Source organism: Acinetobacter nematophilus (assembly GCF_026344175.1).
GTDB lineage: Bacteria > Pseudomonadota > Gammaproteobacteria > Pseudomonadales > Moraxellaceae > Acinetobacter > Acinetobacter nematophilus.
Window position 1 is genome coordinate 1 of record NZ_JAPKMY010000005.1, and the last position, 19,629, is coordinate 19,629.

At 39.7% G+C, this 19,629-nt stretch carries 22 protein-coding genes; 12 read left to right on the forward strand and 10 right to left on the reverse strand.

Going from position 1 to position 19,629, the window contains the following annotated elements:
* Positions 1 to 56: 56 nt before the first annotated feature.
* From OSH00_RS10630 to OSH00_RS10640, 3 genes are all read right to left on the reverse strand, one after another.
* On the reverse strand, positions 57 to 1,142 hold the full coding sequence (locus tag OSH00_RS10630; protein ID WP_266130417.1) for a DUF6670 family protein: 1,086 nt from the start codon (positions 1,140 to 1,142) through the stop codon (positions 57 to 59).
* 34 nt (positions 1,143 to 1,176) lie between these two features.
* Positions 1,177 to 2,004, reverse strand: a complete 828-nt coding sequence (gene pssA, locus OSH00_RS10635; protein ID WP_266130418.1) for a CDP-diacylglycerol--serine O-phosphatidyltransferase — start codon at positions 2,002 to 2,004, stop codon at positions 1,177 to 1,179.
* A gap of 156 nt (positions 2,005 to 2,160) precedes the next feature.
* Positions 2,161 to 3,018, reverse strand: coding sequence for a 23S rRNA (adenine(2030)-N(6))-methyltransferase RlmJ (locus OSH00_RS10640; RefSeq protein WP_196076698.1), 858 nt, complete (start codon positions 3,016 to 3,018; stop codon positions 2,161 to 2,163).
* Between the two features lie 115 nt (positions 3,019 to 3,133).
* On the opposite strand from OSH00_RS10640, the gene OSH00_RS10645 reads away from it, so the two are divergent.
* On the forward strand, positions 3,134 to 3,736 hold the full coding sequence (locus OSH00_RS10645) for a 2OG-Fe(II) oxygenase (RefSeq protein ID WP_266130419.1): 603 nt from the start codon (positions 3,134 to 3,136) through the stop codon (positions 3,734 to 3,736).
* Positions 3,737 to 3,933: 197 nt separating this feature from the next.
* Positions 3,934 to 4,461 (forward strand): hypothetical protein, encoded by a 528-nt coding sequence (locus tag OSH00_RS10650; protein WP_266130420.1) that lies wholly within the window; start codon positions 3,934 to 3,936, stop codon positions 4,459 to 4,461.
* A 107-nt stretch (positions 4,462 to 4,568) separates the two neighbouring features.
* Here OSH00_RS10650 and OSH00_RS10655 read toward each other — a convergent pair whose 3' ends face one another.
* From OSH00_RS10655 to OSH00_RS10670, 4 genes are all read right to left on the reverse strand, one after another.
* Positions 4,569 to 4,826, reverse strand: coding sequence for a DUF2789 family protein (locus OSH00_RS10655; RefSeq protein ID WP_196076695.1), 258 nt, complete (start codon positions 4,824 to 4,826; stop codon positions 4,569 to 4,571).
* Between the two features lie 233 nt (positions 4,827 to 5,059).
* A complete protein-coding gene (locus tag OSH00_RS10660) occupies positions 5,060 to 6,046 on the reverse strand; it encodes a malate dehydrogenase (RefSeq protein ID WP_004826724.1) in 987 nt (328 codons plus the stop codon).
* A gap of 258 nt (positions 6,047 to 6,304) precedes the next feature.
* The gene (locus OSH00_RS10665) at positions 6,305 to 6,964 is read right to left on the reverse strand and encodes a ribonuclease T2 family protein (protein ID WP_420909516.1); all 660 of its coding nucleotides are present in this window, start codon (positions 6,962 to 6,964) and stop codon (positions 6,305 to 6,307) included.
* Positions 6,965 to 7,001: 37 nt separating this feature from the next.
* The gene (locus OSH00_RS10670; protein WP_196076693.1) at positions 7,002 to 8,975 is read right to left on the reverse strand and encodes a lytic transglycosylase domain-containing protein; all 1,974 of its coding nucleotides are present in this window, start codon (positions 8,973 to 8,975) and stop codon (positions 7,002 to 7,004) included.
* Positions 8,976 to 9,260: 285 nt separating this feature from the next.
* Here OSH00_RS10670 and miaB point away from each other — a divergent pair, with 285 nt between their 5' ends.
* Genes miaB through ybeY form a run of 3 tightly spaced genes read left to right on the forward strand, consistent with a single transcriptional unit; the run spans position 9,261 to position 12,358 of the window.
* A complete protein-coding gene (miaB, locus tag OSH00_RS10675; protein WP_151824247.1) occupies positions 9,261 to 10,715 on the forward strand; it encodes a tRNA (N6-isopentenyl adenosine(37)-C2)-methylthiotransferase MiaB in 1,455 nt (484 codons plus the stop codon).
* 38 nt (positions 10,716 to 10,753) lie between these two features.
* A complete protein-coding gene (locus OSH00_RS10680; protein ID WP_266130422.1) occupies positions 10,754 to 11,863 on the forward strand; it encodes a PhoH family protein in 1,110 nt (369 codons plus the stop codon).
* Positions 11,864 to 11,872: 9 nt separating this feature from the next.
* Positions 11,873 to 12,358: an rRNA maturation RNase YbeY gene (ybeY, locus tag OSH00_RS10685; RefSeq protein WP_266130423.1), complete on the forward strand. Its 486-nt coding sequence runs from the start codon at positions 11,873 to 11,875 to the stop codon at positions 12,356 to 12,358.
* Between the two features lie 93 nt (positions 12,359 to 12,451).
* On the opposite strand, the gene OSH00_RS10690 is transcribed toward ybeY, so the two are convergent.
* On the reverse strand, positions 12,452 to 13,303 hold the full coding sequence (locus tag OSH00_RS10690; protein WP_196076689.1) for a PHP domain-containing protein: 852 nt from the start codon (positions 13,301 to 13,303) through the stop codon (positions 12,452 to 12,454).
* Between the two features lie 44 nt (positions 13,304 to 13,347).
* Here OSH00_RS10690 and OSH00_RS10695 point away from each other — a divergent pair, with 44 nt between their 5' ends.
* The 4 genes from OSH00_RS10695 (at position 13,348) to mnmC (ending at position 17,070) form a co-directional block, all read left to right on the forward strand.
* Complete coding sequence (locus OSH00_RS10695) at positions 13,348 to 13,962, forward strand: inner membrane-spanning protein YciB (RefSeq protein WP_196076688.1); 615 nt, start codon at positions 13,348 to 13,350, stop codon at positions 13,960 to 13,962.
* A 27-nt stretch (positions 13,963 to 13,989) separates the two neighbouring features.
* Positions 13,990 to 14,292, forward strand: coding sequence for a YciI family protein (locus tag OSH00_RS10700; protein WP_196076687.1), 303 nt, complete (start codon positions 13,990 to 13,992; stop codon positions 14,290 to 14,292).
* Positions 14,293 to 14,296: 4 nt separating this feature from the next.
* Complete coding sequence (locus OSH00_RS10705) at positions 14,297 to 14,821, forward strand: SH3 domain-containing protein (protein ID WP_196076686.1); 525 nt, start codon at positions 14,297 to 14,299, stop codon at positions 14,819 to 14,821.
* Positions 14,822 to 15,165: 344 nt separating this feature from the next.
* Positions 15,166 to 17,070, forward strand: coding sequence for a bifunctional tRNA (5-methylaminomethyl-2-thiouridine)(34)-methyltransferase MnmC2/FAD-dependent 5-carboxymethylaminomethyl-2-thiouridine(34) oxidoreductase MnmC1 (gene mnmC / locus OSH00_RS10710; RefSeq protein WP_266130424.1), 1,905 nt, complete (start codon positions 15,166 to 15,168; stop codon positions 17,068 to 17,070).
* 41 nt (positions 17,071 to 17,111) lie between these two features.
* Here the strand turns inward: mnmC and OSH00_RS10715 are convergent, their stop codons facing one another.
* Positions 17,112 to 17,426: a rhodanese-like domain-containing protein gene (locus tag OSH00_RS10715; protein ID WP_266130425.1), complete on the reverse strand. Its 315-nt coding sequence runs from the start codon at positions 17,424 to 17,426 to the stop codon at positions 17,112 to 17,114.
* Between the two features lie 91 nt (positions 17,427 to 17,517).
* Here OSH00_RS10715 and OSH00_RS10720 point away from each other — a divergent pair, with 91 nt between their 5' ends.
* The 3 genes from OSH00_RS10720 (at position 17,518) to OSH00_RS10730 (ending at position 19,188) form a co-directional block, all read left to right on the forward strand.
* The gene (locus OSH00_RS10720; protein WP_058968125.1) at positions 17,518 to 18,006 is read left to right on the forward strand and encodes a YajQ family cyclic di-GMP-binding protein; all 489 of its coding nucleotides are present in this window, start codon (positions 17,518 to 17,520) and stop codon (positions 18,004 to 18,006) included.
* A gap of 28 nt (positions 18,007 to 18,034) precedes the next feature.
* The gene (locus tag OSH00_RS10725) at positions 18,035 to 18,538 is read left to right on the forward strand and encodes a DUF4442 domain-containing protein (RefSeq protein ID WP_009586131.1); all 504 of its coding nucleotides are present in this window, start codon (positions 18,035 to 18,037) and stop codon (positions 18,536 to 18,538) included.
* Between the two features lie 137 nt (positions 18,539 to 18,675).
* Positions 18,676 to 19,188 carry a nuclear transport factor 2 family protein gene (locus OSH00_RS10730; RefSeq protein ID WP_266130426.1) on the forward strand — a complete coding sequence of 171 codons (513 nt, stop codon included), beginning with the start codon at positions 18,676 to 18,678 and terminating at the stop codon, positions 19,186 to 19,188.
* Positions 19,189 to 19,256: 68 nt separating this feature from the next.
* Here the strand turns inward: OSH00_RS10730 and OSH00_RS10735 are convergent, their stop codons facing one another.
* Entirely contained in the window at positions 19,257 to 19,625 is a 369-nt protein-coding gene (locus tag OSH00_RS10735) for an acyl-CoA thioesterase (RefSeq protein ID WP_227552200.1), read from the reverse strand.
* Between the last annotated feature and the right edge of the window lie 4 nt (positions 19,626 to 19,629).

Below are 19,629 nucleotides of genomic sequence, written 5' to 3' on the forward strand. Positions count from 1 at the left end.
TTTCTGTTCGGATGGATGTTTTTTCCTCAAATCTACCCTTTTTTTGGCTTCTTTATCTATTTTTTAAGCATAATGAGCGCAGGTTGACTCGATTTACTGGATAATTTATTTTCTTTATCGATTTCCTGCCACTTTAAAGGACGGCAATCGATATATTCACAATAGCCACTTTCGCCTTGGTATGTTTGTCCATTCAGCTGTATTTGGTAGCTAAAACTTCCCACATAACCTGCTGCCAAACCAAATTTATAATCTCCCCGACTTTGGGCTTGGATATTGATAGAAATATTTTCATCTTGATACTGCCACTCAAACTCTCTAGGCAAATACATTTCTTGTTGATTTACAGTTTTAACTTTAGGAAAAACACGCTGAATATTGAATACCACTTGCCGATCAAACATTTTGGCTTCAAGTGTCTGGATATTACGCATATAGATACGGGACTGTAAAACATTATTCATTTGATCGCAGCTATAGACGCAAATGATTTGAAGTTCGTCACTTAATTGAATCAATTGATAAGTATAAAGCGCATAAGGAAGGTATGGAAAATTCACCATGCGCATATATTCAAATGCTGCATATTGTTGAATAGCATATTTTTGATCTTTGTATTGAATACAACCTTCGCAATGCGCAACCAAAGACCAATGCTCAGCAAAACCAAACTTCAAGTGAATGAAATGTGAAACCAAAGGCAACGTGGTTATTTTTAAATCAAAACTTAATTCACTATCCTGTCTTTGCATGACAAAATTTGGAATTTTCCCAAAGACCTGTTCTTTTTGACCAAACTCAAATTTTACTTTGCACTGATCATCGATTTGAAACTGGCAATCATTTTGAATCGAATATGCGCTTAACTGCCCCACCATATGCGCACTGGTACTGGCCAATACAGTAGCTGTATCTAAAGCTGTGGTGAGGATTTCATTTTGATTGCAAAAAACAGAATTATTCGGTTGTCCAATCAAACTAAAAAAATTGAGATAGTGCAAGGGCCCAGGGAGATTAGCCAGAACCAGCTTCTGGTGGGTAATTTTATATTTATCTTTGGATGGATGATAAAAAAGTTCAGTCGGCTCTTGAGCTTGATTCAGTTGTTTAGACTGATCTAAGAAATCTTGAAACAAACGCATATCAAGCTCCTGACCTTAAGTTTTATTTTATATTTTATTCAAGGCTATTCTTTCTTGCCAAAAATGTGGTTACAAAACCAGAAATAGCATAGATAATTGAAATCACCAAGATGCCTACAGGAATATTATAAGTCATTGCAGCAAGGATAAATACAGCGATTGGCAATACAAAGAAAGGGACCCGTTTACGATCCACGGTTTTAAATGAATAATATTTAATATTGGAAATCATCAGTAAACCAACCGCAATAATGACAAAAGCATTCGTTGCCTGAATAGCACCATCTTTAAGATCAAAAATATACCTGAAATCTTGCCCAACCCAAACCCAAGCAATAATAATGATCGCAGCCAATGGACTGGCAACACCAATAAAATAACGTTTATCGACCACACCAATTTGAACATTGAAGCGTGCTAATCGAAATGCCGCACAAGCTGTATAAACAAAACAAGCTGCCAAACCGATTCGTCCTAAATCATGCATACTCCAGCTATACATCAAAATAGCAGGTGCAACTCCAAACGCCAGTAAGTCGGAGAGTGAATCAAATTGCTCACCAAAAGCGCTTTGTGCACCAATTGCACGAGCCACCCGACCGTCTAGACCATCAAATAATGCTGCAAGGAAAATGGCATAAATCGCTTGAGTAAAATCACCATTCATACTGGCTATAATTGAATAAAAGCCTGATAACAATGCTGATGTTGTAATCAAGTTCGGCCACAAATAGATTCCGCGACGTTTTACTTTTTGACCTTCATGGGTATGCTCTTCCTCTTCAACCTCAAAAGTGATGCCATCAAATCCAAGGTCCTGGCTCGAAGAGTTTGGGCTTTCTGGTTTATTTATATTTGTCATTTTTGAATCCTATCTATGGCTCTTATTTTGGAGCGGTTGATATCTCACCTAAGATTTTATCACATTCATTTCTAAGTGAAATTGATGCGAATTACTCAAATTATTTCGTCATAATTTGTAATTCGCATCATTTTTCTAGCTATCGCTATAAATGAACTACTCGCCCACCAACCAACGTACTGCTGCATGTCCACCATTTTCACTCATACGTAAATGAGGGAATAACCATTGTAGTGCTTCATCAGCATCTTCAGAGAATTTCCATGGTGGATTGATGACCAACAATCCGCAGCCGTTTAAGCCAACAGGGGTATCATCAGGCCATACACAAACTTCGCAAATCAACTGACGACGGATACCCGTTTTGATCATTTTCTTTTCAAAACGCTCAATCATGGCACGATCTTTGATTGGATACCAAATTGCAAATACCCCCGTAGACCATTTTTTATGGGCAGCAGCAATTAATTCAACCAACTGTGGAAAATCTTTACGTTCAAGCTCATACGGTGGATCAATCATGACCAAACCACGCTTTTCTTTCGGTGGAATTACCCCTAAAAGACCTTCATATGCATCACGTTCATGTAAACCCGCACGTTTATCGCGAATATTGAAATACAATTGTTGAAACACATCACGCTGCATTTCAAAAATGGTCGCTTTATCTATATCTCGCATTGCTTCAAGTGCGAACCAGGGTGAACCTGGATAAGCGCCTTTTCCAGCACCTGCTCGCATATCTTCAACCACTTTCAGATATTGTTTTACACCTTCTGGGGCATTGCGCTTGATTGAATCATCAAGCTTAACGAGCCTGTGAATACCTGTCAGGAATTCACCTGATTTTTGCGCTTCTGATGTGGATAAATCGTATTTGCCCGCACCACCATGTGTATCGATATAACGATAGGGTTTGTCTTTAGTATTTAGACGTGTCAATAGTTGAAGCAATAACACATGTTTCATGACGTCGGCAAAGTTGCCTGCATGGAAATGGTGACGGTAATTCATGTTTCGATTAATTCCTGAGTTCAATGGTTATTTTAACACGAAAAAATATTTCTTCACTGCCCATCGTTTGTTCTAATATAGCAACAGCCCTTCAAACACTATTTTTTGGTCATTTATGGAAGCTCTTTCTCTCCCAAAGTCATGGAATGTTGATCAAATTCTTGATGATTTAGATCAACATGGATTTACCGTTATTGACCATGCATACCCAGCAGACTATGTACAACAACTGATTAAAGAGTGTACTGAAAATCTAAATCGTTTCCGTGATGCAGCAATTCAAAATGGTGTAATCAGCAAGATTCGCAGTGATCATATTTTATGGATCAACGAGGATTTAGAAATTGCTCAACATCATATCCATACGCTTCAGCAACTCTCTCAAATTTTCAATGCTGCATTTTATTTGGGAATTAAAGAGGTTGAAGCACATTTTGCATGCTATAACGCAGGCGAGTTTTACGCCTTGCATCGAGATAATCCTCAAGGCAAAAATGGTCGTATGATTTCTACAGTCTATTATTTGCATGATGAATGGCAGGATGACTGGGGGGGCAAATTACATTTACTAGACAAAAACAATGTATGGCATATTTTAGAACCCAAACCTAATCGAATCGCCTTGTTCCAAAGTGACTTATTACATGAAGTCCTTGAAGCTAAACATCAACGACTTTCAATTACCGCATGGCTCAGAAGTGACTCTCATATCCTGTAAGTTGTTTAGTTTGTTTAGTCCAAAGATCAGCCATATTGCCGGTTATTTGGGTTATAAAAGCTTGTAGGCTTATTGAATAGATTTCGACATTTTGGTCTTGAGTGTTCAATAGTGCAACGCTCTATCTCAAATCCATCAGCTTTAAATTATTGAAATAGACCTCATAATAGAGTGTAGAAATTAAGAGGATTCAGCATATGTTTGATAATACAAAACAAATCATCTCGCGCATTGGTGAAACTGATCAATTGTATTTGTCAGGCAATACCCCTGAACTTGCACTTGAACGTGGTGATCTACGTTTACAGTTAGTCACGCAAAGTCATTCAAAGCAGGAACAAATTCACTTCCTACAAGAAGCGATTGTATTACTTGAAACTGCGCGTTTGGAATACGAAGAAATGCCAATGTCATTGTACATACAGCTTTCTTTGCATTTGGCCAAAGCCTATATGATTTACTTTGAACTGACCAAAGAATCGCGTTACGCCTTGATCACTCAACAAATTTTAAAACCGATGACGCAACATGAACATGCTGATATTTACTTTATGTTGGCTTATGCCTGTGTAAGTAAGCAAGATTTTGCCTTAACCCGTCATTGGTTAAATAAATATATCAAAACCGCAGATTTTGATTTAGCGCTACTTCGACAACATCATGCTTTCAAACCTGTCAGAAATGAAGCCTGGTTTAGTCAAATGATTCAAAGTAAATTGCACTAAGCATTGGGTCTATGGTCATCATGACATGATATAAAATCGTAACCCTCCAAAAGAAAAGATGGCTAATGTAGCCATCTTTTTGTTGCACTTGGGAAAAGTTAAAAGCTTTAAGCTGTTTGTAGTTTATATGCATCTAAATGGAGTTGCTGGTTTAACTCATCAATCCAAATTGCCCAATCATCATCTTGCACCAAATGGCTGATTAATAAATCACGCTGAGATTTGTTCCAAAATGGCGCTTCATGCAATGAAACATTTGCAGGTAGCTGATGCGTACGCACATAAAGTTCAATCGCTGCTGCACTATTGGCTAAACCCAGTTGAGAAAACAGTAACTCTAAGGATGGTTTGTTCGTCCTGAGCATATCGCCCTCCTTATATAAGTTTATTTGTCATTAGATATACAATTAACTTATAAGAAAGACCTGATAAAAGATAGTTTCAATTTTAGTTTTCTTGTTTCAAATTGTGATTAAAAATCAATCAAAACATGCTTTAACGCACATTGTCGCATTGTACTGTGCCAGATTTAACCAATAAAAAAGCACTCTAAATAGAGTGCTTTTCAAAATTCATCTGAAACAGATTAAATTTTTAATTATTTAAGCATATCCGCAATTGCAGCACGCTCTTCTTCAAGCTCTTGAAGAGTTTTGTCCATACGTTCACGACTGAATGCATCAATTTCTAAGCCTTCAACACGTTTGTATTCGCCATTTTCACAAGTCACTGGAACACCGTAGATTACGCCTTCAGGAATACCATAAGAACCGTCTGAAGGAATACCCATCGTTACCCATTCGCCATTTGTACCGAGTGCCCAATCACGCATATGGTCGATTGCAGCATTTGCAGCAGAAGCAGCAGAAGAAAGACCACGCGCTTCAATGATCGCAGCACCACGTTTACCAACTGTTGGAAGGAATACATTTGCATTCCAGTCAGCATCGTTGATTTTGTCTTTCAAGTTTTCGCCATTTGCAGTTGCAAAACGGTAGTCAGCATACATTGTTGGAGAGTGGTTGCCCCAAACTGTAAGATTTTTGATGTCCGCTACAGCAACACCAGCTTTTTGAGCAATTTGAGTTAACGCACGGTTGTGGTCAAGACGCAACATTGCAGTAAAGTTTTTCGCCGGAAGGTCTGGAGCAGATTTCATTGCGATATAAGCATTTGTATTTGCAGGGTTACCTACAACAAGAACTTTTACATCACGGCTTGCTACTTCATTAAGTGCTTGACCTTGACCAATGAAGATTTCACCGTTCACTTTCAACAAGTCAGCACGTTCCATACCAGGACCACGTGGACGTGAACCAACCAATAACGCGTAGTCAGCATCTTTAAATGCAACTTTTGGATCATCAGTACCGATCATGCCAGCCAATAATGGGAAAGCACAGTCATCTAATTCCATCATTACGCCTTTAAGCGCAGCTTGAGCTTTCTCAAATGGAACTTCTAACAATTGCAAAATAACGGGTTGGTCTTTACCAAGCATTTCACCGCTAGCAATACGGAATAATAAGCTGTAACCGATTTGACCAGCTGCGCCAGTAACGGCAACGCGAACAGGTTGCTTCATGTAATTATCTCCAATGAGGATCGTTAATGTGATTAAACGGTTAAATCCGTTTTAATCGAATTATCATAAACGGCAAAGATTGTACTCCAATCCTTTGACACTTGCATGTAAAAGAGAATGAATTTCAACAAAAGTATGATAGGAAATATAAATAAAATATCTCAAAAAGAATGGGTTCTATCGACAATTCAGCTGTGTGGGTGACTATATCTGCTTTTTAGCGATAACAAGACCCACAATATAAAATACCCACAGCGACTAGTATGTCCCTTTGATGGAGAATGTATTTGGACAATTTGAAACAATATGATTCGAGCATTGTTTGTACTGCCCATTGACCCGATAACACACTTGAACTTCAGTTAATACAGGACTTGATGATGAACTCTGACAAGTAAAGCGAATACTGTCATTGTTCATTCCCGGGTTTAATCTCACAAATTGTGTTTTTAAGGCATTATGCTGAACGCTTTTACTTTCGGAACTGGTTAAATCTGCAGGAATTTTAAGCCGATCAGCCAAATTGATCACTGTTCTAAAATACTGACTCGCATTCATCGGTACACAACCACCCACACTCCGCCACAGTTGGATACGGGCATTTTCCTCTGGCATTACTCGTGCAACAACTTTTGCCTGTAATGGCGTTAAACTGGCAGAACTATTGGTTGTGCAATTGCGTTCAGTTGTTTCAGGCAATAAACCCGAAATGGTCAATGAATAGCCTTCCAGACACTTACGTTGCCTTTGCTTTGACGAATCTAATGCACAAACCGCTGGCGTCAATTGCACCTGCATCACATAACCTTGTAATTGCGGTGCTGCATGTAACGGCACATTGACCAAAAAAAATCCTGCACAGCATACAGTCAATGCCATGCAAAACTTCTTTAATTTACGCAAGATATTGAAAATCATTGATTTACCAACAAAGTTTCATCCAAGTTCAAAGCGATTATTGCGATACACGAGTTGGAATCACAGGCATACGACTTTCAATAGCTTGAGGTCCTTGCCCTAATAAAATTCCATAATGCGCTGCATTGGTCATCACATTTTTTACATAGTCACGAGTCTCATTCAAAGGAATAGACTCCGTATACTGATCTGCTGAAAGATTTTGATAATCAGGTTGCCAACGCTTAGCACGATTTGGTCCTGCGTTATAACCTGCTGTTGCCAACACAGGATTACTACTTAATTGCCCATGAATCATCGACAGATAGAAAGTACCATAACGAATATTGGTATTGGCATCACTGAGTGCAGCCGGATTATACGTTTCACCCATCTGTCTCGCCACTAATTTTGCCGTGCCTGGCATGATCTGCATTAAACCGCCTGCGCCAACATGTGAACGGGCAGCTGTAACAAAACGACTCTCTTGGCGCATTAACCCGTATGCCCAAGCAGGATCAATCCCTGCATTCCGGCTGTGACTCACGACTAGAGATTGATGTGGCGTTGCATAACGATAGGTATAATTATGCTTTTTCTCTGTACGTTCAGCGGCATAAATTGCTCGATCATACCACCCCATATCTGTTGCACGTTTTGCTGCAGCAAGCAGCAATCCATCATCATGCTTCAAGTATGCCTGACGTACTGCCCAATTCCACTCTCTATTGGTATAGGTTGCCGGTGCATTGATATTGCGTAAAGTAAACGCACGACGGAAATGAATATCGCTATTTAAACGTTGTTGATCGTCTGTCGAGGGCTGCTCTCTTGCGGGGCTATCATTATATTTTTGCCCCAAATGATCTTTAGCAAGTAGATTGTGATAGTCATCACCCGACATTGCCAAACGCTGGTAAATCTCTCGTGCTGCTCTTTTCGATTGCGCATCATTACGTTGTTCAGATGCACGAGCCAACCAATATTGCCAACGATCTTCTTGCTTTTGCGTTACGCTCATACTGTCAATCGCACGAATTACACTTTCCCACGAACCAAATCGTATCGCTTGGCGTGCATAAACTTCAGCTTCTTCAGCGCTAAAAGGTACACCATAACTGGCATCAAAATTTTGCAACACTTCACGATTAAAATTATTTTTCATGACGGTTGTACCACCAATATAGCCCACCGTACGATAAAGATATTTTTGCACATCTTCAGGCACACCTTGAACCAACCTAGGCACAGACTGTAAAGCACTGGTTAAATCCGTATCTGCGGCACGTCCCAATGCATAAACCAAATAAGCATAATCTTGCACATTCGTTTTCGGCGCTGACCATAAGTAGTTGAGCGGATTTGCTTGAATCTGGTTCATTTGCGTTAATGATAAATTAATACCGATTGATTGGGCTGTCGCAATCGCTAGACCAGATTGCCCTGCTCTTAATTGCGCATAAAGACGTTGTTGACGATCTTGTGTAGTCATGAGTGGGCTAGACAGCATCATGCGCCCCAAACCATTACATGACTCAGGTTGAGTATTGGTTGCAAGCCAAACATCTTTAAACTCTGCAAAAACCAATGAATCCCCAGTTTTGGCACGAACTTGAGCAACGGCACAACGTTCTGCCTGATCTGGATTAGTTACATATTGCAATACAGGTTGCGCACTTGAAAAGTCAGCTTGTTTGACTTTTTCTTCGACATAATCTGCTGCCAACTTTTCAGCCATTGCCGATTGTGGGTAGCGCTGTGCAAAACTAATAATATTGCCAGCAGGTTGAAAAGCAAGATTAGCATTCAGCATCCAATATTCAGGATAATAACCTAAAGCATCATTTTGCATTGAAACTCGGTACTGTTCTAAAGCACTCGCATTATTCGCATTACGCAAAGCATCATTGAACTGCTCTTCAGCCGCATAAGCCACTTGCAGACTTGTGCATGCAACTGCGCCTAAAAGATAAAGTTTTAATTTATTTTGCTTAAGTTGCTGCTTTAACACCGTTTTTCTCTCAACCTGCATGATGTGCCTTAACTTGCCGATGCACTTATTTGTGCCTAGTTTAATTATTCTAATCCATTTCTACTGTTGTGTTATGTAACCTTATGATTCATCATTAATAATCTATTCCCTTTTTTGATTTTTTCATTTACGCCCTCTCTATAGTTGCTAACATACCAATCTTGCTTAAATATTTCCCTGAATTCCATTTAAATGCTGTAAAATGGCGCGCCTTTTGCGAGTCTGTTAAAATAACAAACTCAATGCGAATTTTAAATTCCCTTTATTCATAGGATAGACCCCTCCATGACGGTTCAAACCTTCATTCCAAATGGTGCCAAAGCTGCCTCAGAAAACACTGTAACCCAGCCACAGCACACCCCAGCCGACGGTACAGTTAAAAAACTGTATATCGAAACGCAAGGGTGTCAGATGAATGAGTATGACAGTCACCGTATGGCAGATCTTTTAGGCGACTCACATGGTTATGTGCTCACAAGCGATCCAAGTGATGCAGATATTCTACTGATGAATACCTGTTCAATCCGTGAAAAAGCGCAAGAAAAAGTATTTTCAGAATTAGGACGCTGGCGCAAACTCAAAGAAAAAAATCCTGATCTTGTGATTGGTGTTGGTGGTTGTGTGGCTTCACAAGAAGGCGACAACATCCAAAAACGTGCGCCTTATGTTGATATGGTTTTTGGTCCACAAACTTTGCACCGTTTACCGCAAATGCTGGATCAACACGTTGATCAAATCGAAAAACCTAAAAAAGATAAAATCAAGCTGGTAGATATTTCATTCCCTGATATTGAAAAGTTCGACTTTTTGCCTGAACCGCGCGTAGAGGGCTACAAAGCATTCGTTTCTATCATGGAAGGCTGTTCGAAATATTGTTCATTTTGTGTAGTTCCCTACACACGTGGTGAAGAAGTATCTCGTCCTCTGGATGATGTCTTGGCAGAAATTGCAGGTTTGGCTGAAAAAGGTGTGCGTGAAATTAGCCTACTGGGTCAAAATGTGAATGGTTATCGTGGTGAGACCTTTGAAGGCGAAATTTGCACATTCGCAGATTTATTGCGTCTTGTTGCAGAAATTCCAGGTATTGGTCGTTTACGTTATACCACCTCACATCCGCTCGAATTTAATGACGATTTGATCCAATGCTATCGCGACTTACCACAAATGGTTTCACATTTGCACTTACCCGTGCAAAGTGGCTCAAATGATGTATTACAAGCGATGAAACGTAATCACACCATTGATGTTTATATCGAAAAAATTGCCAAACTTCGTAAAGTTCGCCCAGATATGCATTTATCTTCAGATTTCATCATCGGTTTTCCGGGGGAAACAGATACGCATTTTGAAGAGACTTATCAGTTTATCCAAGATTTAGACTTTGACCATTCTTATAGTTTTGTATATTCAAAGCGTCCAGGCACACCTGCATCTGAATTACCAGATGACACACCTGATGAAGTGAAAAAGGAACGTTTAGCCAAAGTTCAGCATTGGATTAAGCAATCCAGTATCCGTAAAACAGATGCTATGTTGGGCACTATTCAACGCGTTTTGGTTGAGAATGTTTCGAACAAAGATCCAAATTTATTGGTGGGTACAGCCGACAATACACGTTTAGTAACATTTGTAGGTGATGCCTCTTGGGTCGGACGCTTTGCAGAGATTGAGATTACGGAGATTAAGACCTTAAATTTAGTTTACGGAGAACTCTTGAATCTTGAGCCTGACGTGGCGTAATGTAAGGGTATAGACTTTACTTTTAAAAAGGATATCTCTTGACTGCAGCGATTCGACGTACAGTAGCTTTTCCAGGTATTTCAGTTGAACGTTTAAAAAGCATGCTTGGTGCTTATAACGGTCATCTGAAACAAATCGAACAACGTTTAAATGTCAGTATTTCACACCGTGGTGACAGCTTTTATATAGATGGTGAATTAGAAGCACTGGAGAGAGTTGAAGGCTTATTGCAGCGTTTGCATGCTGAGGCTGAACTCTCTCAAGAAATCAGTGCTGATACCATCCATTTAATGATTCAAGGCAGTCAAACTGACCGCGAGTTACAAGAAGACCTTTCGGACAATGAGCACACAGGCTTAGATGAAGTCTGGCTGCAAACCCGTAAAGGTCGAATTAATCCTCGTGGTGCCAATCAAAAGCGTTATGTACAACGCATTTTACAAAGTGATATTTCTTTCGGGATCGGTCCTGCGGGTACAGGGAAAACCTATCTTGCCGTTGCTGCCGCTGTCGACATGCTCGAACGCAACGAAATTCAACGTATTCTTTTGGTTCGCCCTGCTGTTGAAGCTGGCGAAAAATTGGGCTTTTTACCGGGTGACTTGAGTCAAAAGATCGACCCTTATTTACGTCCACTCTATGATGCACTCTATGAGATGCTTGGCTTTGAAAAAGTTGCAAAACTTATCGAACGCCAAGTCATTGAAGTCGCACCACTTGCCTATATGCGTGGTCGAACATTAAACCACTCATTCGTGATTTTAGATGAGGCTCAGAACACCACGCCAGAACAGATGAAAATGTTCTTAACGCGATTAGGTTTTGGTTCTCGTGCAGTCATCACAGGTGATATTACACAGGTCGATTTACCACGAGGACAACAGTCTGGTCTGGCACACGCCTTACGAATCATCGAAAAAATCAAGGAAATTCATATCACACGTTTCCATTCTCGAGATGTGGTTCGTCATCAGCTGGTACAGAAAATCGTCGAAGCTTATGAAGGATGGGACAGTGAACAATATCGTTTAAGTGCTGAAGCACGTGCTGAACGTAAAGCACGTCAGGAAGCCTTAATTGCTGAAAATGATTCTGCGGCAGATGCTCAACACCTTGATGCAACTGCTTCAAATCAGGAAAATGTTTAAGGACTGTTTTTGAAACTTAGCTTATCGTTACAACAATCGTTTGAAGCACCAACTCTAGTGCTCAAACGTGCCTATTTAAAGAAAGTCATTGAAACCACTTTACGTCATATCGAAGTTGATCAAGATTGTGAAATTGGAATCGCTTGCGTAGATCATGACGAAAGCCATCAGTTAAACGCTGAATATCGAAAAAAAGACAAACCCACCAATGTGCTGTCTTTTCCAAGTGATATCCCTGAAGAAGTCCTACCGCTGTTGGATGCATTACCTTTAGGTGATTTAGTCATTTGTATTCCTGTAGTGTTGCAAGAAGCCATCGAGCAGCAAAAAACGCCGATTGAACATTTTACCCATATGTTGGTTCATGGAACATTGCATTTGATGGGTTATGATCATGAAACTTCAGATCAAGATGCCGAAGAAATGGAAACATTGGAAATCGAGATCTTAAACAAACTTGGCTTCGAAAATCCCTATACTGAAAAAGAAGATTGATGTTCAATCAAAATCAAGTCCCTCTCACGAGAGGGATTTTTTAATTCATCAAAGCAATCCTCATCAGGATATTTAAGTTTTCAGACCCAGCTATTATCGAAAACTTTCCCATATCCCGATTTGCCCTTCTTTTACGCGTGGAATATTGCCCAATTTAATCCAAGGCATGTTCTCTCCATGAAAATCACTCCCGACTGAAACCTTGAGACCATGTTCTGCAATCATTCGATCAACCATTTGGCGTGTAGAAGCGCTTTCAATCGCAGGTGGAAGTTCCACCGCATCGCCACCATGTTGAGCGAATAATTCAATTAAAAAACGAATATTGGTTGCAGATAAATCATAGCGTGTTGGATGTGCCAATACCGCGAAGCCCTGACTTTCATGAATCACCTGAATAGTTTCTGCCAAACCTAAACCATCAAACTTCACATAAGCTTTCTTGCCTTCCTTGATATATTTATCAAATGCTTGCTGAGCACGCTGTACAATGCCTTTTTCAACCAGAGTCTTGGCAATATGCGTGCGTGTAATTCGATCAGGCTCCCCATCTACTTTTGCCACAACATCGGCATAAATATCTTGTTGAATCAAAGGAATCAATAAATCACAGATTTCCTTTGCCCGCTCAGCCCGAATCTTTTTCTGTGCAGTTAAAAGCTGTTGCAATGGTTCAGGATTTTGCATATTGAGTGCAACGATATGCACGCCATAACTCTTTTTTGTGGCAGGTCTAGACCACTGACTCGAGATTTCTACACCTGAAATGATTTGAATTGGTTGATTTTTTGCAAATTGTTCAGCTTGTATTAAGCCATCCATGCTATCGTGGTCCGTCAATGCAAGCGTGTGTATGCCTTTCTCGATGGCAGCTTCAACCAGTAATGCTGGTGTTAAAGTTCCATCAGAAATATTACTGTGAGTATGTAAATCTATGCCTTGCATCTTTTATACTATCCCATCAACCTGAACAGACTAGATACTTTAACATGAAAGCACTTTTAGACTTTGTGCCCCTCATAATTTTCTTTTATTTATACAAAACGGTTGATCCTAAAGATGTAGATCATCCCTTACTCCAGTTGATCGGCTCAACAGGTGGTGTAAATAACAATAACATTCTCGTCGCAACAACAGGTTTGATTATTTCAATGCTTGTTGTCTATGGTGCGTTGTTTATTTCACAAAAGTTCCGTTTAGATAAACAGCAATGGTTTGTTTTGTTCATGACGGTGATTTTTGGGGGAATCACGTTAATGTTAAGTGATGACTTCTATATTCGCTTAAAAGCTGCGATTTTAAATTTAGTTTTTGCAGGTGCTTTCTTACTTTCACCTTATTTTGGTAAAGATAAAAAACCACTCATTCAACGATTATTTGGTCCTGTTTTAGAGCTGACTGAAAAGGGGTGGAAAAATTTAAACTTTGCTTGGGCAGCGATGTTCATTGTGATGTCAGGTTTACATGTCTTCTTTGCTTTTTTATTTGCAGGTGGCAAATATTGGGGAGAATTTACAGCATTTGGTGACATGATTGTGATGTTTTCCTTTATCATTATCCAGTTTGTTATATTACGAAAACACTTCAAGTCAGGCGACGAATAAAGTGTTTTAGAAAAATTGAGAAATATCATGCCATTATTTGTAATTACGTGTACTGATCAAGAAGGTACAGTAGAAAAACGTCTAGCTATACGTCCACAGCATTTGGCTCGACTAGAAAAATTAGATGCAGAAGGTCGCGTTATTGTTGCTGGAGCGATGCCTGTTGATCGTGAAAATCCACAGGCGGGTTTTTATGGCAGTACGATGATTCTTGATTTTGACAGCCGTGAGGCTTTAGATGAATGGTTACAAGACGAACCTTTCCTTAAAGAAGGAATTTATCGTCATATCGATGTTAAGCCATTCAATAAAGCCTTACCTAAGGGATAACAAAATGCGCGTTGTCGTCCAAAGCTTACTTCGTCTGACTTTAAGTTCTACGATACTGCTCTCCCCTATGTTATGGGCAGAGCCAACACAGGCACCCACAACTCAAGCAACGGCAGCAGCGCCTTCCTCTCAGGCGAATCCAACTGTCGCGCCTCCTAAACCGAATATTATTCCTGCTGTTGCTGGTGCAAATGCCACGACTCAGACCCAAGCACAGGCGCAAGAAAATAAACCTTTAACAGCAGAACAAATCGTTAAAGAAAAAGCATCCCAAGAAGCTAGAGTCAAGGCTTTAGTCAAAGACCAGGCAACACGTTTACAGCAGCTTGAAAAAGCCAATTTAGAAGCATTGGCGCAAAACCAAGAACTGCAGCTGAAAAATGATAATCTTGGGGTACAAGTTCAAGTCTTACAAAGCGAACAAAGTGCGCAAATGTTTTTATATGGTGCAGCAACGATTGCCGTTGGGGTATTACTTGGCTTTTTAATTGCAAGTTATATCTACACCAAACGTCGTCGCCAGTGGTAAATCATTGACCTGATACGTTTTGCTCAAATATTTCCAATATCATCAGATAGATCACGAGATAAAATTCTGATCAAAATCTTATTACAGTAACTTTTGATATTTGCGTTTTGGGCAAAATAGTTCATTTCGATTGTATGCTGGTTTTAAACAAGACTCTCAATCTGCAGGGTATTTTTGACAGACCATGGTATTCGTTTTTTAATTAAATCAGTCCATTGTGTTTATAATCAAACTCTCAACGATCAAGTCGATATGCCATCGATTGTCGTAAAATTGAGCCATTAAAATATTCATGATCTAAAAGATCAACTCCTAGCAATTCAATTTTAAAAAGGTAATCTACGTTGTCAAATGCCATTCAAACTGCCGATCTAGATTGGCAATGCATTGATGGAATTGAAGTTCCAATTTCTAAACAATTTGGTGATGTCTATTTTTCGAAAGACAATGGACTGCTTGAAACACGACACGTATTTTTAAATGGTAATGATCTTGCAACACGCCTTGCAGCGTTGGGTGACTTTGAATATTTTTGTGTAGGTGAGACAGGTTTTGGTACCGGACTCAATATTTTAGCGCTATGGCAACTTTGGCAACAGGTACGCCCTGATAATCACAGCCACTTACATGTGATCAGTGTAGAAAAGTTTCCGCTGTCTAAACCAGATTTAAGCCGTGCTTTAGCGGTCTGGACGGAACTCGAGGTTTTTTCACAGCAATTAATTGAACAATATCCATTGCCGATCGCAGGATGTCATCGTTTAAACTTTCCCGAATCACGGTTTTCAATTGATCTTTGGTTAGGTGATGCGCATGATGTTTTTCCCGTTATTGCCAAAACACACCCCGTTAATGCATGGTTTCTAGATGGTTTTGCACCTTCCTGCAATCCTGACATGTGGGAAGCCAATGTGTTAAATCATCTCATCAGACTTTCTGATCCTGGGACTACATTTGCCTCGTTCAGTGTTGCAGGTGTATTGAAACGCGGTTTAACAGAGCATGGCATCAGCATTTCGCGACCACGTGGTTTTGGACATAAGCGCGAGATGTTAAAAGCTGTTTGGAATGCATCTGAAGATTTTTCCATTCAGCGTATAGAACAAGACTATCGACAGCATCCATCGCAATCTTCCAATCAACGTCAAATTGCAATTATCGGGGCAGGAATTGCAGGATTAAGTTGTGCATGGGGTTTTGCCCAACGCGGACATCAAGTCACGATTTATGAGCAATCAGCCCCCTTAGCAGGTGCATCCGGTAACCCTTTGGCCCTACTCAATCCCAAACTCAGCCCGATTGAACAGAGTGCAGAACATTTAATGACTTTGTCTTGGCAACATGCACTTCGTCATTATCGAAATTTTAACGCGTTTCGTCCGATTGCCGTTCAGCAACTTGCACAAAAAAATCCTGATGAATTACTTCAATTAGCGAATGAATATCCTCAAAATTTACTTAAAGCGCAAACAGCGGAACAACTTGATCTGCGCACTCAATTCAAAAGTTTACAGCTGACTCAAGCAGGTTCAGTCTATCCACAGCAACTCAAAGACCAAATTCTTGAACATCCTCTGATTCAGTTAAAATATGCAAAAATCGAAAACATTACTCAATCAAATGTTCATCGATTGACCTTATGCAATCATCAGCACAGCCATCTGGGCGATTTTGATCATGTGATTGTTTGCTGTGCCAAAAACAGCCGGCAATTTTTTGAACACTTTCCCATTCTCAAACCGATCCGCGGACAAGTAAGCTGGCTCAACAACAGTTCAAATAAACTCAATCCCAAACATGCCTATAGCTATGGTGGTTATTGCATGCAGCTTGATGACCAACAATTGATTCTGGGTGCTTCTTTCTATCCACAACGAGAAGATAGTGAAGTATTGATTGAAGACCATGTGCATAACTATGATCTTATCCACAGTGTATTTCCACAATATGCAGAAACACTCCTACCTGTAGAGCAATGGCATGGTCGTGCATCTGTACGTGCGCAGAGTTTGGATTATTTCCCATTACTCGGAAAAGTTGAAACAGACAAAGAAATTTATACTTTTTCAGGACTGGGTTCTAAAGGCTTTTTATTTGCACCGCTGTGTAGTGAAGTTTTGATTGCCATGATTTTAAATGAAGCTTGCCCTGTGCCAGAAACGCTTTTGAGAAAATTGGATGTCAAACGTTTCAATAAAAAACTAAAACCAAAGAAACCATACTTCAAGCCAAATAATGTTGATCGTTAATCACAGCTACTGGCAATAAAAAAGCGCCTTTCGGCGCTTTTTTACGAACCTTGTTCCAATGGTAAGCCTGCATCACGTGCAGCACGAGTACCGCCCATAAGCACGACATAATCGCGAGAACCATCTAAACTTTCTAATTTTTCAGCAGCACGAGGTGCCTTACTTCCACCACCACATAATATGTAGATGGACTGATCCGAATTCACTTGAGTCAAAATCTCTGCATTTAGGCTATCGATGGGCTGATTTACAGCACCTTTCACATGACCTTCGGCAAAGGCTTTTGCGTCACGAACATCCCAGATTACGGCATCTTCTGGGAACTCAAATGTTGTAATTTCTAATTTACGGATCATTGTGCACTCCTTTGATGTAAACAACACTTGGCAAATGAAGAAAACATCCCTAGCATCTCAGATATTCTTTCTATTTGTAAAGGTCTAAACTATGCCATCTTTCGATATTGTTTCAGAATTAGAGATTTTTGAAGTTAATCATGCGGTTCAAAACACTCAAAAAGAAATTGCTACACGCTTCGACTTCCGCGGACAGGATGTTTCTATCGAAATCAATGAAAAAGCCAAAGAGATAAAAATCTCAACTGAAAGTGATTTCCAATGTGAGCAGGTTTACAGCATGCTTGAAAATCATTTCTTTAAACGTAAAGTTGATATTCAGGCGCTTGATCCTCAAAAGATGACCGCTTCCGGTAAAAATGTTGTTCAAGTGATCAAACTCAAAGATGGACTTGACTCAGATACCGCAAAAAAAATTAATAAAGCCATTAAAGAAAGCGGTGTCAAAGTGCAATCTTCTATCCAAGGTGACAAGATTCGTGTAACGGATAAAAAGCGCGATACATTACAGCAAGTTATGGCGTTTTTAAAAGAACAACAGTTCGGTGTACCTTTACAATTTAACAACTTCAAAGACTAAAGTCTTTAATAGCCCTATAGGTTAAGACATGACTCAGACCAATCGTTTATCTAAACTTGTAAAAGCGACTTCTAAATTCCCTAAAGGCATTCGTAGTACGCTCTGGAGTAAAGCCTTTGGTCGAGTTGTCCCTATGGTTGGCACAGCCAATATTAAATACCTAGAGGTTAGCTCTTCAAAAGTTGTGGTGGAAATCAAGAACCATCGCGCTATGCAAAATCATATCGGTCAACTACATGCTGTGGCGATGGCATTAATTGCAGAAACAGCAACAGGCTTTGTGACAGGAATGAATGTTCCTGATAGCTCAATTGTATTGATCAAAAGTATGCATATTGACTATAAACGTCCATCTAAGGGAGATATGACAGCGACAGCAACCCTTAGTCCTGAACAGATTTTAGAAATGCAAACTTCTGAAAAGGGTGAAACGCTAGTTCCAGTTACGATTATGGATGAATCTGGAAAAGAACCTGTAGAATGCCAAATGGTTTGGGCATGGGTATCTAAAGATCGCCTGAAAAATAAGTAAATGTAAATAAAACTTACTGTTCAGTAAGTATAGAGTTTACTAAATTCCCCCGAACGAAAGACGATTAATCACTATACTCATCAATATTTACTCATCAAGATGATGTTTGAACATCATCTTAAATATTGAGAATAATCATGAAATCCGATATTTCCACTAAATTAATTAGACTGACGCTCATACTAAGCCCCATATTATTTCTTACAGCATGCACTCAAAACCAAGTCTCAGCTGATCTTAAAAACAATTCGACATCTGTGATTGCAACCCAACAGGCGCAAAAAAACAAAGCCATTGTGACTGATTTTTATGAAGGTGTGTTTCAGAAACATCAAGTCAAAACCTATGCTGATCGTTATATTGGTGATCAATATATTCAACACAATCCACGTGTCCCTGATGGCAAAGCACCATTTGTAAATTACTTTACTCAATATTTCCAAGACAATCCTGAAGCAAAAAATGTCATTAAGCGTGCAGTTGCCGAAAGAGATTTAGTGTTCTTACACGTACACTCAACACTGAATACACAAGATCGTGGTGTTGCAATCATTGATATTTTTAGACTTGAAAATGGCAAGATCGTTGAGCATTGGGACGTACGGCAACCCGTTCCTGAAACAAGTGCCAATCAAAACACCATGTTTTAAAACAGCAAATACATACTTTTCCGAGGCTATAAAAAAATCCCAAACATGTTGGGATTTTTTTATAGCCATTAGGCCGTTTGTGATGCGAGATGCTTTTGTTTTACATCTTCAGGAATTTGCCGTTTGTTGCCTGTAACGTCTACAGCAACAAAAGTAAACACACCTGCTGTCACACGTTTGGCAGCGCGAGAACTGTCGTGACTATCCCACACTTCAATCTGCATCTGAATGGAAGTATTGCCTACTTTTAAAATCTTGGTATAACAACTAATCACATCACCTACTTTCACTGGAACAAGGAAAGTCATTTGATTAATTGAAATGGTTGCACAACGTCCCTTACTAAAACGTTCTGCATGAATTGCGCCAGCCAAGTCCATTTGTGAAACAATCCAACCACCAAAAACATCACCGCTCCAGTTTGTATCCGCTGGCATTGCG

Coding starts and splice junctions, on each gene's coding strand:
- OSH00_RS10630 (WP_266130417.1), bottom strand. CDS start 1,142: ATGCGTTTGTTTCAAGATTTCTTAGATCAGTCTAAACAACTGAATCAA.
- pssA (WP_266130418.1), bottom strand. CDS start 2,004: ATGACAAATATAAATAAACCAGAAAGCCCAAACTCTTCGAGCCAGGAC.
- OSH00_RS10640 (WP_196076698.1), bottom strand. CDS start 3,018: ATGAATTACCGTCACCATTTCCATGCAGGCAACTTTGCCGACGTCATG.
- OSH00_RS10645 (WP_266130419.1), top strand. CDS start 3,134: ATGGAAGCTCTTTCTCTCCCAAAGTCATGGAATGTTGATCAAATTCTT.
- OSH00_RS10650 (WP_266130420.1), top strand. CDS start 3,934: ATGTTTGATAATACAAAACAAATCATCTCGCGCATTGGTGAAACTGAT.
- OSH00_RS10655 (WP_196076695.1), bottom strand. CDS start 4,826: ATGCTCAGGACGAACAAACCATCCTTAGAGTTACTGTTTTCTCAACTG.
- OSH00_RS10660 (WP_004826724.1), bottom strand. CDS start 6,046: ATGAAGCAACCTGTTCGCGTTGCCGTTACTGGCGCAGCTGGTCAAATC.
- OSH00_RS10665 (WP_420909516.1), bottom strand. CDS start 6,964: ATGATTTTCAATATCTTGCGTAAATTAAAGAAGTTTTGCATGGCATTG.
- OSH00_RS10670 (WP_196076693.1), bottom strand. CDS start 8,975: ATGCAGGTTGAGAGAAAAACGGTGTTAAAGCAGCAACTTAAGCAAAAT.
- miaB (WP_151824247.1), top strand. CDS start 9,261: ATGACGGTTCAAACCTTCATTCCAAATGGTGCCAAAGCTGCCTCAGAA.
- OSH00_RS10690 (WP_196076689.1), bottom strand. CDS start 13,303: ATGCAAGGCATAGATTTACATACTCACAGTAATATTTCTGATGGAACT.
- OSH00_RS10695 (WP_196076688.1), top strand. CDS start 13,348: ATGAAAGCACTTTTAGACTTTGTGCCCCTCATAATTTTCTTTTATTTA.
- OSH00_RS10700 (WP_196076687.1), top strand. CDS start 13,990: ATGCCATTATTTGTAATTACGTGTACTGATCAAGAAGGTACAGTAGAA.
- OSH00_RS10705 (WP_196076686.1), top strand. CDS start 14,297: ATGCGCGTTGTCGTCCAAAGCTTACTTCGTCTGACTTTAAGTTCTACG.
- OSH00_RS10715 (WP_266130425.1), bottom strand. CDS start 17,426: ATGATCCGTAAATTAGAAATTACAACATTTGAGTTCCCAGAAGATGCC.
- OSH00_RS10720 (WP_058968125.1), top strand. CDS start 17,518: ATGCCATCTTTCGATATTGTTTCAGAATTAGAGATTTTTGAAGTTAAT.
- OSH00_RS10725 (WP_009586131.1), top strand. CDS start 18,035: ATGACTCAGACCAATCGTTTATCTAAACTTGTAAAAGCGACTTCTAAA.
- OSH00_RS10730 (WP_266130426.1), top strand. CDS start 18,676: ATGAAATCCGATATTTCCACTAAATTAATTAGACTGACGCTCATACTA.
- OSH00_RS10735 (WP_227552200.1), bottom strand. CDS start 19,625: ATGCCAGCGGATACAAACTGGAGCGGTGATGTTTTTGGTGGTTGGATT.